Origin of the sequence: Paraburkholderia sp. SEWSISQ10-3 4, from assembly GCF_030464785.1 — a bacterium.
Classification (GTDB): domain Bacteria; phylum Pseudomonadota; class Gammaproteobacteria; order Burkholderiales; family Burkholderiaceae; genus Paraburkholderia; species Paraburkholderia aspalathi.
Window position 1 is genome coordinate 12,483 of record NZ_JALPRI010000038.1, and the last position, 17,381, is coordinate 29,863.

Annotated in this window: 13 protein-coding genes; 4 read left to right on the forward strand and 9 right to left on the reverse strand. The window is 64.3% G+C overall.

Going from position 1 to position 17,381, the window contains the following annotated elements:
• The first annotated feature begins 147 nt into the window (after positions 1–147).
• The gene (locus tag M0D68_RS35770; RefSeq protein ID WP_234487044.1) at positions 148–1,539 is read left to right on the forward strand and encodes an NAD(P)/FAD-dependent oxidoreductase; all 1,392 of its coding nucleotides are present in this window, start codon (positions 148–150) and stop codon (positions 1,537–1,539) included.
• A 65-nt stretch (positions 1,540–1,604) separates the two neighbouring features.
• Here M0D68_RS35770 and M0D68_RS35775 read toward each other — a convergent pair whose 3' ends face one another.
• Complete coding sequence (locus M0D68_RS35775; protein ID WP_266226819.1) at positions 1,605–2,498, reverse strand: LysR family transcriptional regulator ArgP; 894 nt, start codon at positions 2,496–2,498, stop codon at positions 1,605–1,607.
• A 97-nt stretch (positions 2,499–2,595) separates the two neighbouring features.
• Here M0D68_RS35775 and M0D68_RS35780 point away from each other — a divergent pair, with 97 nt between their 5' ends.
• Positions 2,596–3,222, forward strand: a complete 627-nt coding sequence (locus M0D68_RS35780; protein WP_266226820.1) for a LysE/ArgO family amino acid transporter — start codon at positions 2,596–2,598, stop codon at positions 3,220–3,222.
• 15 nt (positions 3,223–3,237) lie between these two features.
• Here the strand turns inward: M0D68_RS35780 and M0D68_RS35785 are convergent, their stop codons facing one another.
• From M0D68_RS35785 to wecB, 5 genes are all read right to left on the reverse strand, one after another.
• Positions 3,238–4,137, reverse strand: a complete 900-nt coding sequence (locus M0D68_RS35785) for a hypothetical protein (protein WP_200621580.1) — start codon at positions 4,135–4,137, stop codon at positions 3,238–3,240.
• Between the two features lie 153 nt (positions 4,138–4,290).
• Positions 4,291–6,993: a tetratricopeptide repeat protein gene (locus M0D68_RS35790; protein WP_266226821.1), complete on the reverse strand. Its 2,703-nt coding sequence runs from the start codon at positions 6,991–6,993 to the stop codon at positions 4,291–4,293.
• A complete protein-coding gene (locus M0D68_RS35795; protein WP_266226822.1) occupies positions 6,990–9,209 on the reverse strand; it encodes a glycosyl transferase family protein in 2,220 nt (739 codons plus the stop codon). The genes M0D68_RS35790 and M0D68_RS35795 overlap by 4 nt, the downstream gene beginning before the upstream one ends.
• On the reverse strand, positions 9,206–11,407 hold the full coding sequence (locus M0D68_RS35800) for a cellulose biosynthesis cyclic di-GMP-binding regulatory protein BcsB (protein WP_266226823.1): 2,202 nt from the start codon (positions 11,405–11,407) through the stop codon (positions 9,206–9,208). Before M0D68_RS35800 ends, M0D68_RS35795 begins: the two co-directional genes overlap by 4 nt.
• Before the next feature lie 83 nt (positions 11,408–11,490).
• Positions 11,491–12,687 carry a non-hydrolyzing UDP-N-acetylglucosamine 2-epimerase gene (wecB, locus tag M0D68_RS35805; RefSeq protein WP_266226824.1) on the reverse strand — a complete coding sequence of 399 codons (1,197 nt, stop codon included), beginning with the start codon at positions 12,685–12,687 and terminating at the stop codon, positions 11,491–11,493.
• A 993-nt stretch (positions 12,688–13,680) separates the two neighbouring features.
• Between wecB and M0D68_RS35810 the strand changes: the two genes are divergently transcribed.
• A complete protein-coding gene (locus M0D68_RS35810) occupies positions 13,681–13,842 on the forward strand; it encodes a DUF1328 domain-containing protein (RefSeq protein ID WP_035551387.1) in 162 nt (53 codons plus the stop codon).
• A 130-nt stretch (positions 13,843–13,972) separates the two neighbouring features.
• Here M0D68_RS35810 and M0D68_RS35815 read toward each other — a convergent pair whose 3' ends face one another.
• Both M0D68_RS35815 and M0D68_RS35820 read right to left on the reverse strand, forming a co-directional pair.
• Positions 13,973–14,602 carry a GNAT family N-acetyltransferase gene (locus M0D68_RS35815; RefSeq protein ID WP_093647072.1) on the reverse strand — a complete coding sequence of 210 codons (630 nt, stop codon included), beginning with the start codon at positions 14,600–14,602 and terminating at the stop codon, positions 13,973–13,975.
• Positions 14,603–14,743: 141 nt separating this feature from the next.
• Positions 14,744–15,646 (reverse strand): LysR substrate-binding domain-containing protein, encoded by a 903-nt coding sequence (locus tag M0D68_RS35820; protein WP_266226828.1) that lies wholly within the window; start codon positions 15,644–15,646, stop codon positions 14,744–14,746.
• 102 nt (positions 15,647–15,748) lie between these two features.
• On the opposite strand from M0D68_RS35820, the gene M0D68_RS35825 reads away from it, so the two are divergent.
• Positions 15,749–16,645 (forward strand): DMT family transporter, encoded by an 897-nt coding sequence (locus M0D68_RS35825; protein WP_266226829.1) that lies wholly within the window; start codon positions 15,749–15,751, stop codon positions 16,643–16,645.
• 49 nt (positions 16,646–16,694) lie between these two features.
• On the opposite strand, the gene rfbC is transcribed toward M0D68_RS35825, so the two are convergent.
• Positions 16,695–17,246, reverse strand: coding sequence for a dTDP-4-dehydrorhamnose 3,5-epimerase (gene rfbC / locus M0D68_RS35830; protein WP_093647023.1), 552 nt, complete (start codon positions 17,244–17,246; stop codon positions 16,695–16,697).
• Positions 17,247–17,381 lie beyond the last annotated feature (135 nt).

Below are 17,381 nucleotides of genomic sequence, written 5' to 3' on the forward strand. Positions count from 1 at the left end.
ACCTATATGTTGTGCAGAAACATTAAATTGTGCTGCGGTTTCAGCCGATTCTATACTGGCCCTGACAGATGAGGCGAACGAATACCGGACATAGCCCCGAGACGCCTTCGCCGGCTCGGCACAGATAACCTCAGGAGGATACGGATCATGGCTGCAATCGATCAGCAGGGAGCCTCTACCGCGCAACGCAGGGAGCAAGGGCAACAAGCGGCGCAAGCGGCAGCGCATCGCGTCGTGATCGTCGGCGGTGGGGTCGGCGGCCTTGGGCTCGCTACGCGACTCTCAGAAACGCTCGGACGCGCCGGTCTCGCACAGATCGTGCTGGTGGATCGTTGGCCGACGCATTTCTGGAAGCCCTTGCTGCACGAAGCCGCGTCGGGCCAACTCGACCCGGCCACGCATCAATTGCAATACGCCGTGCAGGCGCAACGGCACGGCTTCGAATTCGAACAGGGCGAACTCGCCGCGCTCGATCGCACGAACCGGCACATCACACTGAATGCGCTCCACGACGCCGACGGCCGCGAAATCCTGCCATCACGGCAACTTGCATTCGATACGCTGGTGCTGGCCATGGGCAGCGTCACGCAATATTTCGGCGTGCCCGGCGCGGCCGAACACGCGTTGCCGCTCGAATCGGTCGCACATGCGGAAGCGTTTCGCCGCAAGCTGCTCGACGCCTGTCTGCGTGCGAATCATGCGCGACGCGCACGGACCGCGCAGGCGGACACGCCGGTGTCGATCAACATCATCGGTGCTGGAGCAACGGGCGTTGAACTCGCCGCTGCGTTGCGCGATACGGTGCGCCTGCTCAATCGCTATAGCCCCTTTTCGCTCGACCCCGTGCGCGACTTCCGCATCCGTCTGATCGAAAGCAGCGAGCGCGTGCTGCCTGCCCTCTCCGAAACGATCTCGGCGCGTGCACAAAAGATGCTCGGCAATCTCGGTGTCGACGTGTTGAACGCCACGCGTGTCACCGAAGTGCGCGCCGACGCCGTGCTGACGAATGAAGGCGCGCCGCTCGCCAGCGACATCGCGATCTGGACAGCCGGCATCGCCGGGCCGCCGGTGTTGCGCACGCTGGACGGCATCGCGGTAAATCGCAACGCACAGGTGCAGGTGAACCGCACGCTGCAATGCACGAACGACGCGAACATATTTGGACTCGGCGACTGCGCGGCCTGCCCTTCTTCGGAAAACGCGGACGCGTTCCTGGCGCCGCGCGCTCAGGTCGCGCACCAACAGGCGCAGTTTCTGGCGCGTGCGCTGAAGTGCAGAATCGAAGGCGAGCCTTTACCGGAGTTCGTCTATCGCGACGCGGGCACGTTAGTCGGCTTCGGCCGTGAAGGCACGATCGGCAGCCTGAGCAACAGCTTGCTGACGCAGCCGGTGTTCGTCGACGGCTGGCTGGCCACTGCCGTCTACAAGCTCATCTATCGTCGTCACGTGATGACATTGACGGGCTTCGCACGCATGGCGCTCGATTCGGCGAGCCACTGGTTGCGGCGACGCGTGCATCCGGTGATCCGGCTGCATTGAAATTGGCAAGCGCGGGCGGCGTTTTTCAGATTCTCAGATTCAGAAAAACACCGCCCGCGCGACGCTCAATCGAGAAACTCCGTCGCCCGCTTGCGCAGCATCGCGCCGAAATCGTCGAGCCAGCCGATCGACAGGCGCCAGCTCTGCCAGTACAAATCCACATCGAGATGCTTGCCAGGCGCCACCTCGACTAACTCGCCGCTGGCCAGATGCGGTGCAATCATCCGTTCGGGACACATGCCCCAGCCCATTCCCGTCACGCAGGCGCGCAAAAAACCGGCGACGTGCGGAATCCAGTGCAAGGGCGGATCCAGGTCGGCCCGCGTGATGCGGCGCATGAAGCGCTTCTGCAACTGATCCTTCGGGTTGAAATCGACGCACGGCGCGCGCCGTAACGACTCGCGCGTGACACCGTCGGCAAAATGACGCTCGCGAAACGCCGGCGTGCAGACCGCCAGATAGCGCATCCGGCCGAGGCGGGTCGAGCGGCAGCCCTGCACGGGCTCGGCTTGCGTGGTGACCGCGCCTTGCACGCTGCCGTCGCGAATCCGCTCTGCGGTGTGATCCTGATCGTCGATCACCAGATCGAGCAGCATCTCCCGTTCCACGCAGAACTGGGCCACCGCGTCGATGAACCAGGTGCCTACGCTGTCGTCGTTGACAGCCACGCGCAGCGCCGGCCACGGTTCGACCAGCGCGCCGGGCAGCGCCGGCAGCCGGCCGCTCAGCTCCGCTTCCAGCAATAGCACGCGTTCGGTATGGCGGCACAGCAGCGCCCCCGAGGTGGTCGCGATACACGGCTGGCCGCGCTTCACGAGCACGCTCCCCACTCGCTCCTCCAGCAGCTTGACCCGCTGGGAGACCGCCGAGGGCGTCACATTCAGTTCGCTGGCCGCACGGTCGAACGAGCCGTGCCGCACCACGGCGGCTAGCGCATCGAGCAACGCATAGTCGAGCATTAGCGTTCCTTAATCGGCATTAAGTAAATTAGCTTCTCTTATGAGTAGCAAAACCGCAGACTAGCCTTGTTCGCTTTCCCCGTCTACTGGATCGATTATGAATTGGCTGTCTTTTTCCCACGGTGCTGCCCTGTGCGCGTCGCTGATCGTGACGATCGGCGCCCAGAATGCGTTCGTGCTGCGTCAGGGCATCATGCGCTCGCACGTCGGCAAGATCGTCGCTCTGTGTGCGCTGTCGGATTGCATCCTGATCGGCGCGGGTGTCGGTGGTGCATCGGTTCTGGTGGAGCGCTATCCGGTGTTCGTCCACACGATGCTGTATGTCGGGCTCGCTTATCTGGCGTGGTTCGGCATCAACGCGCTGCGCCGTGCGGTGCGCCCGGGCCATGCGGTACTGGACGCCAATGCGGACGGTACGAGCGCAGCAGCACCCGTGCAACGCGCACTGCCGATCATCCTGATGACGCTGGCCTTCACGTGGCTCAATCCGCACGTATATCTCGACACCTTCCTGCTGATCGGCACGGCCGGTGCGCGCGAACCGGACGGCGCACGGGTGGCGTTCGCGCTCGGCGCGATGGCGGTGAGCGGAATCTGGTTTATCGGCTTGGGTTATGGCGCCCGCGCGTTGGCACCGCTGTTTCGCCGTGCGACGGCGTGGCGCGTGCTGGATGGCGCAATCGGCAGCATGGTGCTGCTGCTGGCGGTGACGCAGTTGCGGTGATTGCCGGGGGGCGCCCTATTTCTGCACCTGCTGCATGCCGAGCAGGTCCTGCACGAGTTGCGGCGACACGTAATGCGGCCCGTCGAAGAGATAGGTCCGGTAGCCGCGATACGCGAGCAATTGCGGCGACAGTTCAGCAGCCGTCGCCGCGCGGAATGCACCACTCTGGGCCGGACGAAATGCCTCGGCGATGATTCGCACACGGTCCTTGCCGAGCCGCGCCGCCAACGCATCCGCATACTCACGCGCAGCCGCTGGGCCGCGCGCATAGACACCGCAGCCATCCTGCAGAAACACGCCGACATCGCGCGGCAGCCAGCCGTCCAGCCACGCTGCCAGCGCCGTGCCGCCGATATTCGCGTTGTCGTAGACACTGATCCACAGCGGCCGTGGCAGCTTGTTTAGCAAGGGCGCGAGCGCGGCGGCATCCTTCCAGGTCGGGTCGACCTCCACCGGAAAGTAATAGCCATCGATGTGAACCGCAGGCCGCACGGCCGCCAGCTGCCTCGATTGCTCGACCAGTTGCGCCAACTGCGCACGGGCCGTGGTCTCGTCGAAACGTCCGGCGAGACCGACGATCACATTGCGCGCCCACGGTTCGCCGGCAATCCGTGTCCAGTCCGGCAGACGTCGAACCGTTTGCATGGCGGTGCCGGGCAGAAACGACATGCCGTCCACCGCCGTCCATTGCACCAGCAGATCCGTCACGCCGAGGCGATTCCAGTCTCCGCGCGGGTCGACATGATCATCGTCGAGTTGCCACACCACGCCCTGCGCCAACGCGCCGGCGTCGCCCGCACCCGGCGCCGAGCAGCCGTACACGAGCGCGGCGCACGCACTCGCCGCCAGCAGCGCGCGGCGGCGTGGGGAGACCGGCTCGCCCTCTCGAGTCTGAACGTCGTGTGGATTACGCATTGTGCTGGCGCTGTGCTTTGAAATGAACGTCACGATAATCCTGAACAAGTTGCGCGCGATCGATCTTGAAGTTGACCGATACCGGCAAGGACCGGCACGCGAGCAATTCTGACGGGATCATATACGACGGCAGGCGCGCGACATCGTCCTGAGTCAATACGAGTAGATCGCGCCGAAGAACACGCCACGCGCGCGTTCGTCACCCGTGATTTTCAGGCGGTACTGCACCGACAGATCGACATACGAGCGCGGTGCGTCGTATTTGCTGTCGCGAAACCAGTAACGCGTCGAAATCCCTACACCGGCTCCGAGCGGAATGCTGTGATTGACGCTCGAGTCGTAGTCCGCGCCGATCACGGCATACGGGAACACGGTCCACTTCGGGCTGTAACGGTCCATGCGGAAGGTGCGGCCCAGTTCGAGATTGGTGGTCGCATAGACCGATCCCGCGTTCAGATAGGCGCCCGTTTCGGCGTAGACCTGCGCGGTCCACCACGACGGCACGTCCACCCGGCGCTCGATGCCATAACCGCCTGAATACGCGAGCCGCGCGAGCCAGTCGGCATTGACCCGCGAGCCGATCGGAATGATCCGTTCGAAAGCGACGATCGCGTCGATCTGCGAGAACGGCTTGGCGCGCGCGCCGACGGTGGCCTGCAAGGTATCAATGCCGCTCGCGCCGCCGTTCTTCACGCCGAAGCTTTCGTAGCCGCGCGCGTAGAGTTCGAACATCCGGTCGCCGAGACTGCCGAACGGACGCCAGTAGGCTTCCACGCCGGCCTGCCAGTTGTTCGACGTGCCCGGCGTCGGCGACGACGCATAGCCCGGCTGCATGCCCGCGCCGCGATAGTTGAGCGATGTGTCGAAGCCCCAGTTGCGCGTGGCCTCGGCGTGCGCGCTGCGCATCTCGTTCAGTTGCGCCGGTGTGGCCGGCGGCGTGTCGTCCATTGGCGTGGCGCTTGCGTCGATCGCGCGCTCGAAGTACTGCGCCGCTTCGCGATTGCGGTGTGCCTGGACGGCCGCATAGCCCGCGTCAGCATACGCTCTGGCCGGCATGGTGCCGGCCTTGTCGGCCATGGTGAAGCGTTGGTACGCGACGCGGTTGTTGCCGGCCCGTCGCGCGATGTACGCGGCGGCCATGTCGGGCATCGCGTCGAGCATGCCGGCATCGACCATCTGCTGCGCTTCGCTCGCCGCGGCGCGGTCGTCGCCGGCGGCGCTCAGCGCATTGATCAGTTCAACGCGATGCTGTGGATCGTCAGGCGCGGCCTTCACGGCTTCGCGCGCATAGCCGACCGCGCCGGGTTTGTCGTTCGCGGCCGCCGCCGTCGCTGCTGCACGCGCCGCCGCGAAGCCGGGATCGGCAGCGTACACGTCGCAGCTCGCGCCGAACTGATCGACGACGCAGTCGAAGACCGGACGGCGTGCGGGATCAATCGGTGTGGTGGGGACGGGCGACATAGACGAAGCGGTCATGGCGGCCGTCGTGCTCGCGGCGCTGATCGCATCAGACGCGCTCGCAGCATGCGCTCCAACCGCCGGCGCTTGCGTCAACAACCGTCGTGCCTGCGCGCGGCGCAACGCAATCGGCGCATCAGTGTCATCGCCATTCGTCTTCAGCGGCGCGAGCAGATCGAGCGCGCGCTGCGGCTGCCCTTCCGCGATCCACACATCGGCGATGATCACGCGCGCCACGCGTTTGTTGCGCTGGGTCGCAGCGTTGGCGTGCAGCGCTTTGGCGAAGTCCGCCTCGGCTTCTGCCGTCTTGCCCTGCGCGGCCAGCGTATAACCACGCAGCGTAAGCGGCATGATTTCCGTATCGTCGGCGACAATGGCCGCACTCGCCGCCGCTTGCACGCCAGGCAGATCGTTCGCGGCGAACAGCGCGTCGATCAGCTGGATGCGGTAGCCGACCAAGTCCGGCGCATAGGCGACCGCCTCACGCGCGAGCGCGGCGGCTTCCACGTAGTCGCCCTTCTTGCGCGCCGCGAACGACGCACTCGACGACTTCGGCGCCAGACGGCTGCCGATAAAGCTGCGCCTCACGCGCAGTTCGTCGTTGTCGCCGAAGCGTTTGCTTGCATCGAGATCGGCGTTCCATGCATCGGTGTCCTGACCGGCCGCGCTCGCCGCGTCGATCAGCAGCAAGCGCAGGCGCAGCAGATCGGGACGCAATGCGATCGCCTCGTTCGCGTACCGGACCGTGCCGGAAAAATCCTTCGCTGCGTACGCCTTGTAGGCATGCTGCGCGGCCGTCAACGCGGCGCCGGTCAGCGCGTCCGGGTCGCCCGGTTGCTGACGGCCGGCGCGTGAGGCCGCGCGGGTCGACACGTTTAACGCGTCGATCTGCTTGCGACGCGAGACCAGCGCCGGATCGCGGCCGATCTGCGCGATCGCGTCGCCGAGCGAGCGGCTTGCTTCGCCATAACGACGTTGCGCGGCAAGCGCGTTAGCAAGCAGCACGCGCAGCGACACGACATCGGGGCGCTGGCGAATCGCCTCGCGCGCCCGCGCGATCGCGCCGCTGTAGTCGCCGCGCCCATAGGCGGCATAGGCGTCCTGCGCCACCCGATACGCTGCGCCGCTCAACGGCAGCGCATTGTGTTCGGATGAGACCACCGCTGCGCTCTGCGCAAACGCCGCGGCGCTGCTCAAGCACAACGCGCCGGCCACCATTGCAGCGGTGACGCCACGCAACGTGAATGCGGAAGCCGCAATCGAAGCCGTAGTTAAAGTTGCCGTTGAAGCTGTCGTTGCAACGCACGAGGAAGCGGAAGCCACCGTTGAACCAGAAGCCGAAGCCCCCAAAGAAGCACGCGCCATCCACGCACGCCGGAAGAAAAAAGAATCGCTCATTCGGATGCCGCCAGAGCGCCCTGAAGGCGGCGCTGTTGCTCAATTACGTTCTCGAGTGCGGCACGCGAGATCACACCGCGCGCCACCATGTAGTCGCCGATGCGGCCATGGCGATCCGGGCGGTAGTCCTGCATCGCCGCTTCGAAGGCCTCGCGGCGCACGTGGCCGTGCTCGATCAGCAGATCGCCGATCAGCGGCACGCTACGTGCCGGCACGGGTTCGGCGCCCCCGGCCGACGATGCGCCCGCTGCCCCACCTTCCACGGCACCCGTACCCACCTGCCCGCTCTCGCCCGCCGGCGCCGCGATCTCGACGCCGCGCAACACGCGCAGCCCCGCGGCGATCTCGCCCTCACGAACGATCTCCTGAGAGACCGTTCCACCGGCCAGCGCGCCCAGTTCCGCGAACACCGGTTCGGCGAGCGGACTCGCAGTCAGCAGAATCGTCCGGCGACCTGCAGCGTCGGCCTGCGGCAACACGCGATGGCGCACGATCGCTTCGAGCGGCAAGCGCTTTGCATCGTCCTTGATGCGTTCGAGCGCCACGTGGCCACGCGGCAAGTCAGACTGGAAGGCAATGGCTTCCGCGAGGGTTTCCTCGTCGAGCCAGCCCTTGGCCATCAGCACGCGGCCGAGCGGCGCCTCACGCGCATGGCTTTCACCGAGCGCCTGTTCGAGCTTGTCCGGATCGATGGCCTGCCACGACAGCAGCAATTCCCCAAGACGCTGACGGCGATTGTTAAAGCCGTCGGCGGACGGGAAGTCATGCATGGTCTTGTCCCATGCCAGCCGCTTGCCGGTCACGAGGTGCGTGAGGAACATCTTCCACGCCCGCGAGACAGCCATGAAGTTGATGAAGTTGCCCACCACCATGCGCGGCACGGACAGCACCCCGTGCTCCCAGCCGTAGAGACGGGTCACGAAATAGATCCGCTGCCCCACGCGCAACAGCAACGCGCAACCGTTGGCCCACAGCAGCGCTTGCAGCCATGGCGAATCGGCGAACGGCGAAGCGATCAGCTCCGGCATCAAGCCGAGCAGATCCGCGCCGGCGAAGAGCAGAAACTGGATCACCAGCGCATACGCAATGATGCCGACGAACGCGGTAACGATGCCTTTGCGGTCACGGAACAGCAGATAGCGATTGGCGAACGAGCCGCTCCAGCCGGTCTGCTTCCACCCTTGCAAGCCGATGCCGAGCGTCCAGCGCGCGCGCTGCCGATAGGCGGTGCGAAACGTATCCGGGAAGAATTCGCGCACGCAGAGCGGCATCGTCACGGTGATGTCGCGTTCGCGGCCAAGACCGAACCACGCCTTGCGGCGCGTGGCGAATTGCACCGGAAAGCGCGCGAAGATCGACTGCATGCCCATCTTGCCGAGGCGCGCACCGACGTCGTAGTCCTCGGTGAGGCTCTCGGTGTTAAACGGCTGGTTGTCGGTTTCAGCGTTCAGCGCGAGTAGCGCGCGCCGTGAAAAACACGTGCCGACACCCGCTGAAGGCACCGAGCCGACCAGGCTCTCGCGCACCACCAGATCTTTCGCGTGCCATTCGGCGAACTCGTCCATATAGGTGCCGGCCACGAGTTCGAACCAGTTGCGCTCGAGCGAAGCCACCGGCAACTGGATCATGTCCTTGCGCGGCAGCAGATAGTTGAAAAAGCGCAGCTCGACCGGATGCAGCACATCCTCGCTGTCGTGCAGCACCACGCCGGCGAATTCGACGCCCGCTTCTGCCTCGTACTTAAAGATTGCCTGGATCACCCAGTTCAGACAGTCGGCCTTGCAGGTCGGACCGTCGTGCGGCACTTCCACGCGGCGCAGCTGCTTATAGCGGCGGCGCATCCGTTCGACTTCGGCGATGGTCTGCGGGTCGTTCTGATAGGTGCCGACAAACACCACATAGTTGCGGTAATCCAGCACCCGCACCAGGTCTTCGATCATTGCCGCGACCACGTCGTACTCGTGCCACGCGGGCACCATGATCGCGATCGGCTGCTCGTCTCGCTGATACAGCTGCGCGCTGGTAAGCGGCTTGTAGGCGCGCTGCACCGTGAAGTGACGATAGAGCGTGCGGGTCCAGTACCAGAGGTCGATGAACAGATCGTCGAGGCTGGACAGCAGGATAACGAACGCCACCAGCGCCGCGACGTATTCGAGCCCCTGGTAATAGTGGGCTACCGCGTAGCCCGCATACCATTTGATTAGCGCGAAGCTCACGACTTGTCCTGATTCCTGCGACGCGCCACGCCGGCCACCAGCAGCAACACGATCAGCAAGCCGACGAGGCCGGCCGGGATGCCCCAACGCACCCAGCTCTGCATGAACCACGGGCCTTCAACGTCGTCTGCGCCAACCACTTCGCCCGGATGACGCGTATCGAACTGGCGCAACGTGCCGCTGCCGTCGACGATCGCGACGTCGCCGCGCGACAGTTGCAGCGAGGCAGGCAGAATCGCCGCCGTATCGCCCGCCGTGCGATACACGATGCCCGATACGCTGCCCGACTTGACCGCTTCGATCACGCCGACGCGGTTCAAACCCGAAATATCCGCCAGCATCTTGCCGGATGCATCGGTGAGCGACAGACGGTCTTTCGACAGATGGGCGAGGCTCTTCTCATCGGCGAGCGTGACGTCGGCTGCGAGGAAGGCGCCCTTCGGGCTCGCCGCTTCGCCGTCACGTGTAACGCTGAAGGTCGCACGGGTCGGCGCGATGCCGCTCGCGTTCACCAGTCGCGCGACGCGCGGCAGCACTCGTGTGGCGTCGTTCAGATACGAGGCCGGCACGATCACATTCGCTTCCGACGCGAAGCGCGCCACCATGCCGGTGAAGTCGTCGCCGACTTTCGCATCGGTGAGCGTGAGATGGCTGCTCGGCAGAACGGCAATCGGATGACCTTGGCCGCGCGCCTGGCAGCCGCCTTCCGGTTGACGCTGGAACTCCACGCGCAGCACGTTGTTCGGGGCGAGCGCGTAATGCGGCACGCGCGCAGTGATGCGCTGCGGTCTGCCGTTGGCGGTCAGCAATTGCGAGCCGATCAGCACGTCGTTGAAATAGATCGAGGCGGTTTGCGCGGTGTTGTTCAGCGTCGGCGACGCAGCCACGTCGAGCACCACGGTGCCCGGCAACTTGCCGTTGCCCGACGCCGCACCCAGATCGAAACTCGCGTCCCAGGTGGCGCGGCCCTGCACGTCGAGCGTGCGCGGCTGGCCGCCCAGCAGCGATAGCGCGATTTCGTCGCCGCGCGTGTTCGGCGCGGTGTCGATCTGATGGACCACAAGACGGCTCGTCACGTCGATCGGACGCCACGAGCGCGCGAGGACCGCCACGCCGTCGTTATCGCCGATCACGATCGCGGTCTGGCCGCCGAGGTGAGCAAGGCGCACTTCGCCCGCGGCGAGCGGCTTGGCGATCGGATCGATCGCGCGAGCACGCCATGCATCGAATGCCTCGCTTGCACCCGGCGCGGCGCTGACGACCTGTTCGCGCAAGGCATCGAGGGAAGTCTTCAGCGTGTTGCGCACCGTGTCGTCGGCGACGATCACGTCCGGCGCGAACGCCGGGCGCGGCGTGAGTGCGATCAAGGCGCCCGCTTCCGCCGGGTTCGCCAGCTTGTGCGAACCGCCCGCAGCCAGCGCCGCAAAAGCCGGAATCGCGCGCAGCGGCGCCGGCACTTCGGTGTCACCGAGATCGACCGTGTCGCCCACCGCCGGCCACGTCCGCGTTGCCGGCGTGCGGCCTTCGCGTTGAAGCAGCGCTTCGACGCGCCAGCCTGCATCGAACGCCGGCGCCGCGAGCGTGTTCGCGCCGAGCATTACCACCGGCTTTTGCGGCAAGGCGCTCCACGCGCTGCGCAGATCGACGATCGCGTCCGGATCGTAGCGATAGGTCAGCCGCGAAGTCGGCGCGATGCGCCAGACGTTGCCGATCGCGGTCTGATCGGTACAGACGTTATCGCTGAGCACCGACGACCAGTCGAGGCCCACGCGCACGAAGCCGCCCGGCCGCGCCGCGCCATCCACGCCGAGACTCGCCGACGCGTCGCCCTGGTCCTGCGTCGGACTGCGCGAGAGCACCGGTGCGCCGTCGAGCGATACCAGCATGGTCGTGCGGCCGCCATTGCCGCGCAGATAGCTGCCGTCGATCTGCAAGGCCGCGTCGCTCAATGGCACACCGGCCGGCACGGGCAGATACAGTTCCTGACGGCCGTCCGGCGCGCGCAACACGACCGGATCACGCATTCCCAGTTCGGCCAGCGACACCGTACGCGTGGCGAGACGGCCGCTGCCGAGTTGCGCGAAGCTGCCGGCGACGTCGGCCGGCTGTTGAGCATGGGCCGTCGCGGCAAGCAGCAGCACGGCAAGTGCATTCAGGCGGGAGCGCGCGAGGCGGCGCATTGGCGTATGGGAGGTCACGTTGTCTTTTCTCTTAGTTAGCGCGCAAACAGTGAAGCTGATTCGCACTGCATGGATTGTCTGGAACTGCGGCCCGCGCGGCGCTATTGCACGGCTTTTGCGCATTGTGTGTGCGGAACCTGCCCCGTCCCATCGATGCCGCCACTCACGAACTCGTCAAACGGACGCCCGGTCAACGCCGCGACAATCCGTTGGGATGCATGGCCGTCGCCGTATGGGTTGACGCGATGCGCGAAATCGTCGCGCTCGCCTGCGTCGTCAAGTAAGCCCGTCACCGCGCGGACGATCGCTTCGCGCTCCGTGCCGACGAGGCGTACCGTGCCGGCCGCCACCGCTTCCGGACGCTCAGTCACGTCGCGCATCACCAGCACCGGTTTGCCGAGCGCGGGCGCTTCTTCCTGCACGCCGCCAGAATCGGTGAGAATGATCGAGGCGCGCTGCATCAGACGCACAAAACCCAGATAGTCGAGCGGATCGATCAGATGCACGTTGCGCGCCGTGCCGAGGGTTTCCTGCACCGGCCCGCGCACGTTCGGATTCAAATGCACCGGATAGACGATCTGGACCTTGTTAGTCTTCGCCAGATCCGCGAGTGCCGCGCAGATATTCGCGAAGCCCGCACCGAAGCTCTCGCGGCGATGGCCCGTGACGAGCAACACCGGCAGCGCGCCGTCGAGGAACGGCAAGCGCGCGTCCAGCTCGGCGCGCAGCGCCGCGTCATTGTCGATGCGCGCGGTGGTGAGGTTCAGTGCGTCGATCACCGTATTGCCGGTTACGATGATCCTGCCATGCAGCGCTTCGTGCGCGAGGTTCGCTTTCGAGCTCGCGGTGGGCGCGAACATCAGATCGCTCATGACATCGACCACGCGGCGGTTCATTTCTTCCGGCCAAGGCTGCATCAGGTTGCCGGTCCGCAGGCCCGCTTCGACATGACCGATCGGAATCCGCCGATGAAACGAGGCCAGCGCCGCCGCGGACGCGGTGGTCGTATCGCCGTGCACCAGCACACGATCCGGTTGAACGCTTGCGAGCACGTCGTCGAGCGACGCGATGAGGCGCGAAGCCAGACCGTTGAGCGTCTGGTTGCCGGTCATCAGGGCGAGGTTGTGATGCGGTTTGATCTGGAACAGATCGAGTACCTGATCGAGCATCTGCTGATGCTGGCCTGTGACGCAGACCACCGACTCGACGCCGGCATCGGCTTCCAGTTGTTTGAGCAGCGGCGCCATTTTGATGGCTTCCGGCCGCGTGCCGAAAATCGACAGAACCCTCGTTGGCATATGCCCTCGATCTTTATTTGAATGTTTTATTGGCGACAGGTAATGCGAAGCACGCGTTAACATCGCACCCCGATATTTACAGATCCGATTTGCCCATCGCCGATAATTACTGGCAGTTCCCATATGCGCCGGGAACGATTCGATCGGATGCAATAACTGCCGACTGGATTCACGTGAGCGTCGTTTGAGCGAGCGGCCATTGATGGTGAATCGACGCGCATTCTAACGCGTATTTCACCTTATCTCACAATGGATTTTCCCCTATGTGGCGGCTCCGCGGCGGCCGTGGCAACCGCGAAGCGGGGTTGTTGCCGCCCAAGCCGGGGGATTAAACCGGCGCAAACGTTTTCCGAATGTTTATGAAAGCGTTAAATTTGAGCCAATCATTTTTAAAATCTGTAAATGTTAAATTATAATTAACATTTTCCCTGCTTCATTCGCTCAAGTGGCATAGCCCGCAGATTAAGGCCGCGCAAACGTTATCGGTGGATTCGACGTGGTGCGGGCAATATCATGAACTACCCGTTCAAATTGACTGTGTATGTCTGCCTTGCTGGATTGGGGTTTCGATTTCCGTGATCAGTCCGGCGTTCTGCGACTCTGCGGATACGCGGATGCCGCGTTGTTGCAGCAACGCGACAGTGACGCCGGTGGCGGGATGGGTTTCGTCGTGGAGCGTGCCCGTTCAACGCACGCTGAATTCCCCAGATCAAGCCAATCACGAGCCAAACGAATCGGCATCGATCAATCGCTTTATAAGGGTTCCGAATTATATGAGGCGGCGGCACGACGAAGCGCGTTTCCAGAACGCGTTCGAAGATCATCAGCTGATTGAGTTCCAGCTCGCGGATCAGGAGCGGCCCTGTTCCTCCTGCTGCTGGGCACACCTATTGCTGTATATCGCTCGCCGGCAACAACCCGTCAAAGCACGCAGTGCCCACAACGAGTAGCCGTTTTCAACTTCGATCCAGCAATCCATCGGTGGGAGGCCCCATGCTTCGATACGCTGTAATCTTCTTCATCATCGCGATCATCGCCGCGGTATTCGGCTTCGGCGGCATTGCCGCAGGCGCGACGGAAATCGCCAAGGTCCTGTTCTTCATCTTCGTGGTGATCTTCCTCGTCACCTTGCTGATGGGCGTGATGCGACGCTGACCTCCGCATCGAACAGGTAAGAAGAAACACCCGCCCCGGTGCGTGGATCAGCAGCGCGTTGCAATACTTGCCACACGGTATTGCAATAGTTGCTGCCCGCACCGGGGTTTTTATCGCCAGCGCACCTTCATCATGCCGCGCGCGCGATCCTCGTCGGTACGGTCAATCTGTGCGACCAGTTCGCGAGCGTGCGCGTCGCTACCGGCGGCTTGCTCAAGATCGCGCTGTCGTAGTGCTTGCCGTCAAAGCGTACGAAATCGACAATGCGAAACCCCTGCCCTCTGTAAAACGTAATGAGATGTGCAGCCGGCTGCGGCGTATCGAGCGCGAGCTCCGCGTAGCCGCGCGTCGCGGCCCAGTGATCGGCGAAAGCGATCAACAGCGTACCGATGCCACGCGCCTGCCATACCGGCTCCACGCCGAACTGGCGCAAGCTGGCAATATCGTCGCGCCTGTATAGATCGCACAACGACTCACGGTCCGGTGCATACAGCGTCATCGTGCCGACAATGCGTCCTTCGCAGACCGCCACATAGCAATCGCCCCGCGTCGCGCGAGAGCGTGTCGTCTCCACCGTTTGATCCACACAGGTGCAATTCAGCCCCATCGAACCGAGTCGGGTGAAAGCACGATGCAGCAGCGCGGTCAATGCAACATACGAATCGCGCGACGGATCGAAGCGGCGCAGTTCGACACGGCCTACGCCGTGACATACGTAATCGATACGGACGGATTGCTGCGTCGTTGCACGTCGCTTCACGTTGAGCACCTCGCGCTATCAAGATGCACGAAGTGTAGATTTCACGCGTAGGCGTCTCAAGAAAAAATGTCGTAAAAACTCACATGGGATGTGCCTGCCGACCTGCGTGCCAGCATGTTGTCGACGCAGCTTGTCCGCGCTCTAACCCACCGGAGCCACAAGCGGCTCGCTCTCGCGCAAGCCAAGATGCAATTCCTCGCACAGGAACGTCTGCAATGTCTGCACAGCGGCCGCCTGCGCACCGGAAACCGGTCGCATGAAGAGTCCGAAATCGGCCGTCGGCGCATCGGGCAATCCATCGGCCTGACCGAGCACGCGCATCGACTCCGAGCGGATATTGCCGTCGAGCAGCACGGACACACCGAGCCCCGCTTCCACGGCCGACTGCACCGCCGGCAAACTGGTGCTGGTGCACACAATGCGCCATGCAATCCCCGCGCGCCGCAGCGCCGTCAACACCTGTTGCTGCCACAGACACGCGCCGCCGAACGCAACCACCGGAAGCACGGCGTCACCGTCGCGGCTGAACCCGCGCGCGCCGACCCAGAAGAGCGGCTGCGTCCACGTCAGCAGCGGTACCGACTCGACGAGCGCGGGGTCTCCCACCACCACGTCGAGGCCACCGTCCGCAAGCCGGTTCGACAACGCCGAACTGGTATCGACCACGATCTCCAGCGCCACCCGCGGATAAGCGATCGAAAAGCGCCGCAACGCGCGCGGCAGCCGACCAACCGCGATGTCTTCCAGCATGCCGAGCCGCACCGTGCCGGACACCTGCCCCGCGCTCAGGGCCCGCCGCGCATCGGCGCCCGCGCCGAGGATCGTATGCGCGAACGGCAGCAGCAGATGCCCTGCTTCGGTGAGTTGCACGCCACGCGGCGAGCGGTCGAGCAAACGCTGCCCCAACTCTTCTTCGAGCCGGCGCAATTGCATGCTCACCGCCGCCTGGGTGCGGGCCAGGCGGGCCGCCGCCACACCCACGGCGCCGGCTTCCGCCACGGTGACGAACGCGCGCAGGAGACTGCTGTCGAGATCTCGGGTCATCACGTTTCTTGAAGTGGTCATAAGAAATATCAACTTATCTTAATACCGCCTGCACCGATAAGATAGCTGCCACCCCATCCGAAGAGCGGTAACGAGGCCAAGATGCAGGACACCACCATCAAACCGGCGCTGAATCCTGTGCCAACATCAGCATCCGTGAAGCCCGCCAGTGCCGCAGCCGGCGCAGCCCTCCTGTGCGTGCTGTCCATGTCGAGCGTGCAGTTCGGCGCCGCGCTCTCCGCGCCGACGATGGCCGAGTACGGCTCGCTCAGCACCACCTGGTTGCGTCTTTGCTGGGCGGCCGTCGTGCTTGCGTTGCTGGTGCGCCCGCGTTTCTTCACCTACTCGCGCTCGCATTGGCTCGCGGCCGGTGCGTTGGGCGCCGCGATGGCCGGCATGACGCTGTGCTTTTTCGCGGCGCTTCAGCGGATTCCATTGGGGCTCGCCGTCGCGATCGATTTTCTCGGGCCGCTCGCCGTAGCGACTTTCGCGGTACGCCGCGCGCGAGCGTTACTGTGGCCGGTGCTGGCGATTGCCGGCGTGCTGCTGCTCTCACGGGATCGCGCGGGCTGGATCGGCGAGCCGCTCGGCGTATTGCTCGCGCTCGGGGCCGCGCTCGGCTGGGGCAGCTATATCGTGTTGATGAAAAAGACCGGCACGCTGTTCGCCGGACTCGAAGGATTATCGGTGTCGCTGATCGCAGCGGCGCTGGTTGCCACGCCGTTTGGCTTCGCGCAAAGCGGCATACACATCGCCGCAGGACAGATCGCCGCAACCGCGGGCTTAGCATTGCTGGTCCCGCTGCTACCCTACGCGCTGGAAATGGTGGCATTAAGGCACATGCCGGCCGCATCGTTCGGGATACTGATGAGTGTCGAACCGGCGATCGGTGCGCTGGCCGGCTTCGTGGTCCTGCATCAACCGATGGGAGTGTTGCAGATCGCAGGCACGCTGCTGGTGGTTACGGCGAGCGTGGGCGCCGTGGTGGCGACACGCTGAACAAGGCGTTGAACCGCTGCGTGCGCATGTCAATGAGCATGCGCAGCGCTCAGGCGATATTTTCCGCCTCGTAAAGACGCCGGCCCGCTGCGTCCTTCGCGCCGAGGATCGGCTCGATTTCAATTGGCCAGTCGATACCGATGTCAGGATCGCTCCACAAGATGCAGCGCTCGAGTTCGGGGAACCAGTATTCGGTGGTCTTCCACAGGCATTCGGCGACGTCGGACAGCACGACGAAACCGTGTGCGAAGCCCGGCGGCACCCATACCTGCCGATGATTGGCCGCGCTCAGATATGCGCCGCTCCATTTGCCGAAGGTCGGCGAATTGAGCCGCACGTCCACGGCGACGTCGAACACCTCTCCCACCACCACGCGCACGAGCCGACCTTGCGGCCGATGCACCTGATAGTGCAAGCCGCGCAACACGCCACGCACTGCCCGCAAATGACGGTCTTGCACGAAATTGAAACCTTGCGAGACGTCGTCGGTAAACTCATCCGCGCTGAAGCTCTCGAAACAGAAGCCAAATTCGTCGCAAAACACCTCGGGCTCGATGAGTTTCACCTCCGGCAATGCTGTCGCCATTACCTTGTTGCCCATGGCCACTATGCTCGTAAGAAGCCCGCCAGCAGAAAAGACGACCGCCGACGCACGCACCGGTGCACGCACGGCTACACACGCCGCAGCGCACGCCGTTGCACACGCGCCCGTCAGCTCCAGGTCGCACCCTGAGTT

Excerpts from the sequence above, each read along its gene's own strand:
- M0D68_RS35770 (WP_234487044.1), top strand. The coding sequence starts at position 148 with ATGGCTGCAATCGATCAGCAGGGAGCCTCTACCGCGCAACGCAGGGAG.
- M0D68_RS35775 (WP_266226819.1), bottom strand. The coding sequence starts at position 2,498 with ATGCTCGACTATGCGTTGCTCGATGCGCTAGCCGCCGTGGTGCGGCAC.
- M0D68_RS35780 (WP_266226820.1), top strand. The coding sequence starts at position 2,596 with ATGAATTGGCTGTCTTTTTCCCACGGTGCTGCCCTGTGCGCGTCGCTG.
- M0D68_RS35785 (WP_200621580.1), bottom strand. The coding sequence starts at position 4,137 with ATGCGTAATCCACACGACGTTCAGACTCGAGAGGGCGAGCCGGTCTCC.
- M0D68_RS35790 (WP_266226821.1), bottom strand. The coding sequence starts at position 6,993 with ATGAGCGATTCTTTTTTCTTCCGGCGTGCGTGGATGGCGCGTGCTTCT.
- wecB (WP_266226824.1), bottom strand. The coding sequence starts at position 12,687 with ATGCCAACGAGGGTTCTGTCGATTTTCGGCACGCGGCCGGAAGCCATC.
- M0D68_RS35810 (WP_035551387.1), top strand. The coding sequence starts at position 13,681 with ATGCTTCGATACGCTGTAATCTTCTTCATCATCGCGATCATCGCCGCG.
- M0D68_RS35820 (WP_266226828.1), bottom strand. The coding sequence starts at position 15,646 with ATGACCCGAGATCTCGACAGCAGTCTCCTGCGCGCGTTCGTCACCGTG.
- M0D68_RS35825 (WP_266226829.1), top strand. The coding sequence starts at position 15,749 with ATGCAGGACACCACCATCAAACCGGCGCTGAATCCTGTGCCAACATCA.
- rfbC (WP_093647023.1), bottom strand. The coding sequence starts at position 17,246 with ATGGGCAACAAGGTAATGGCGACAGCATTGCCGGAGGTGAAACTCATC.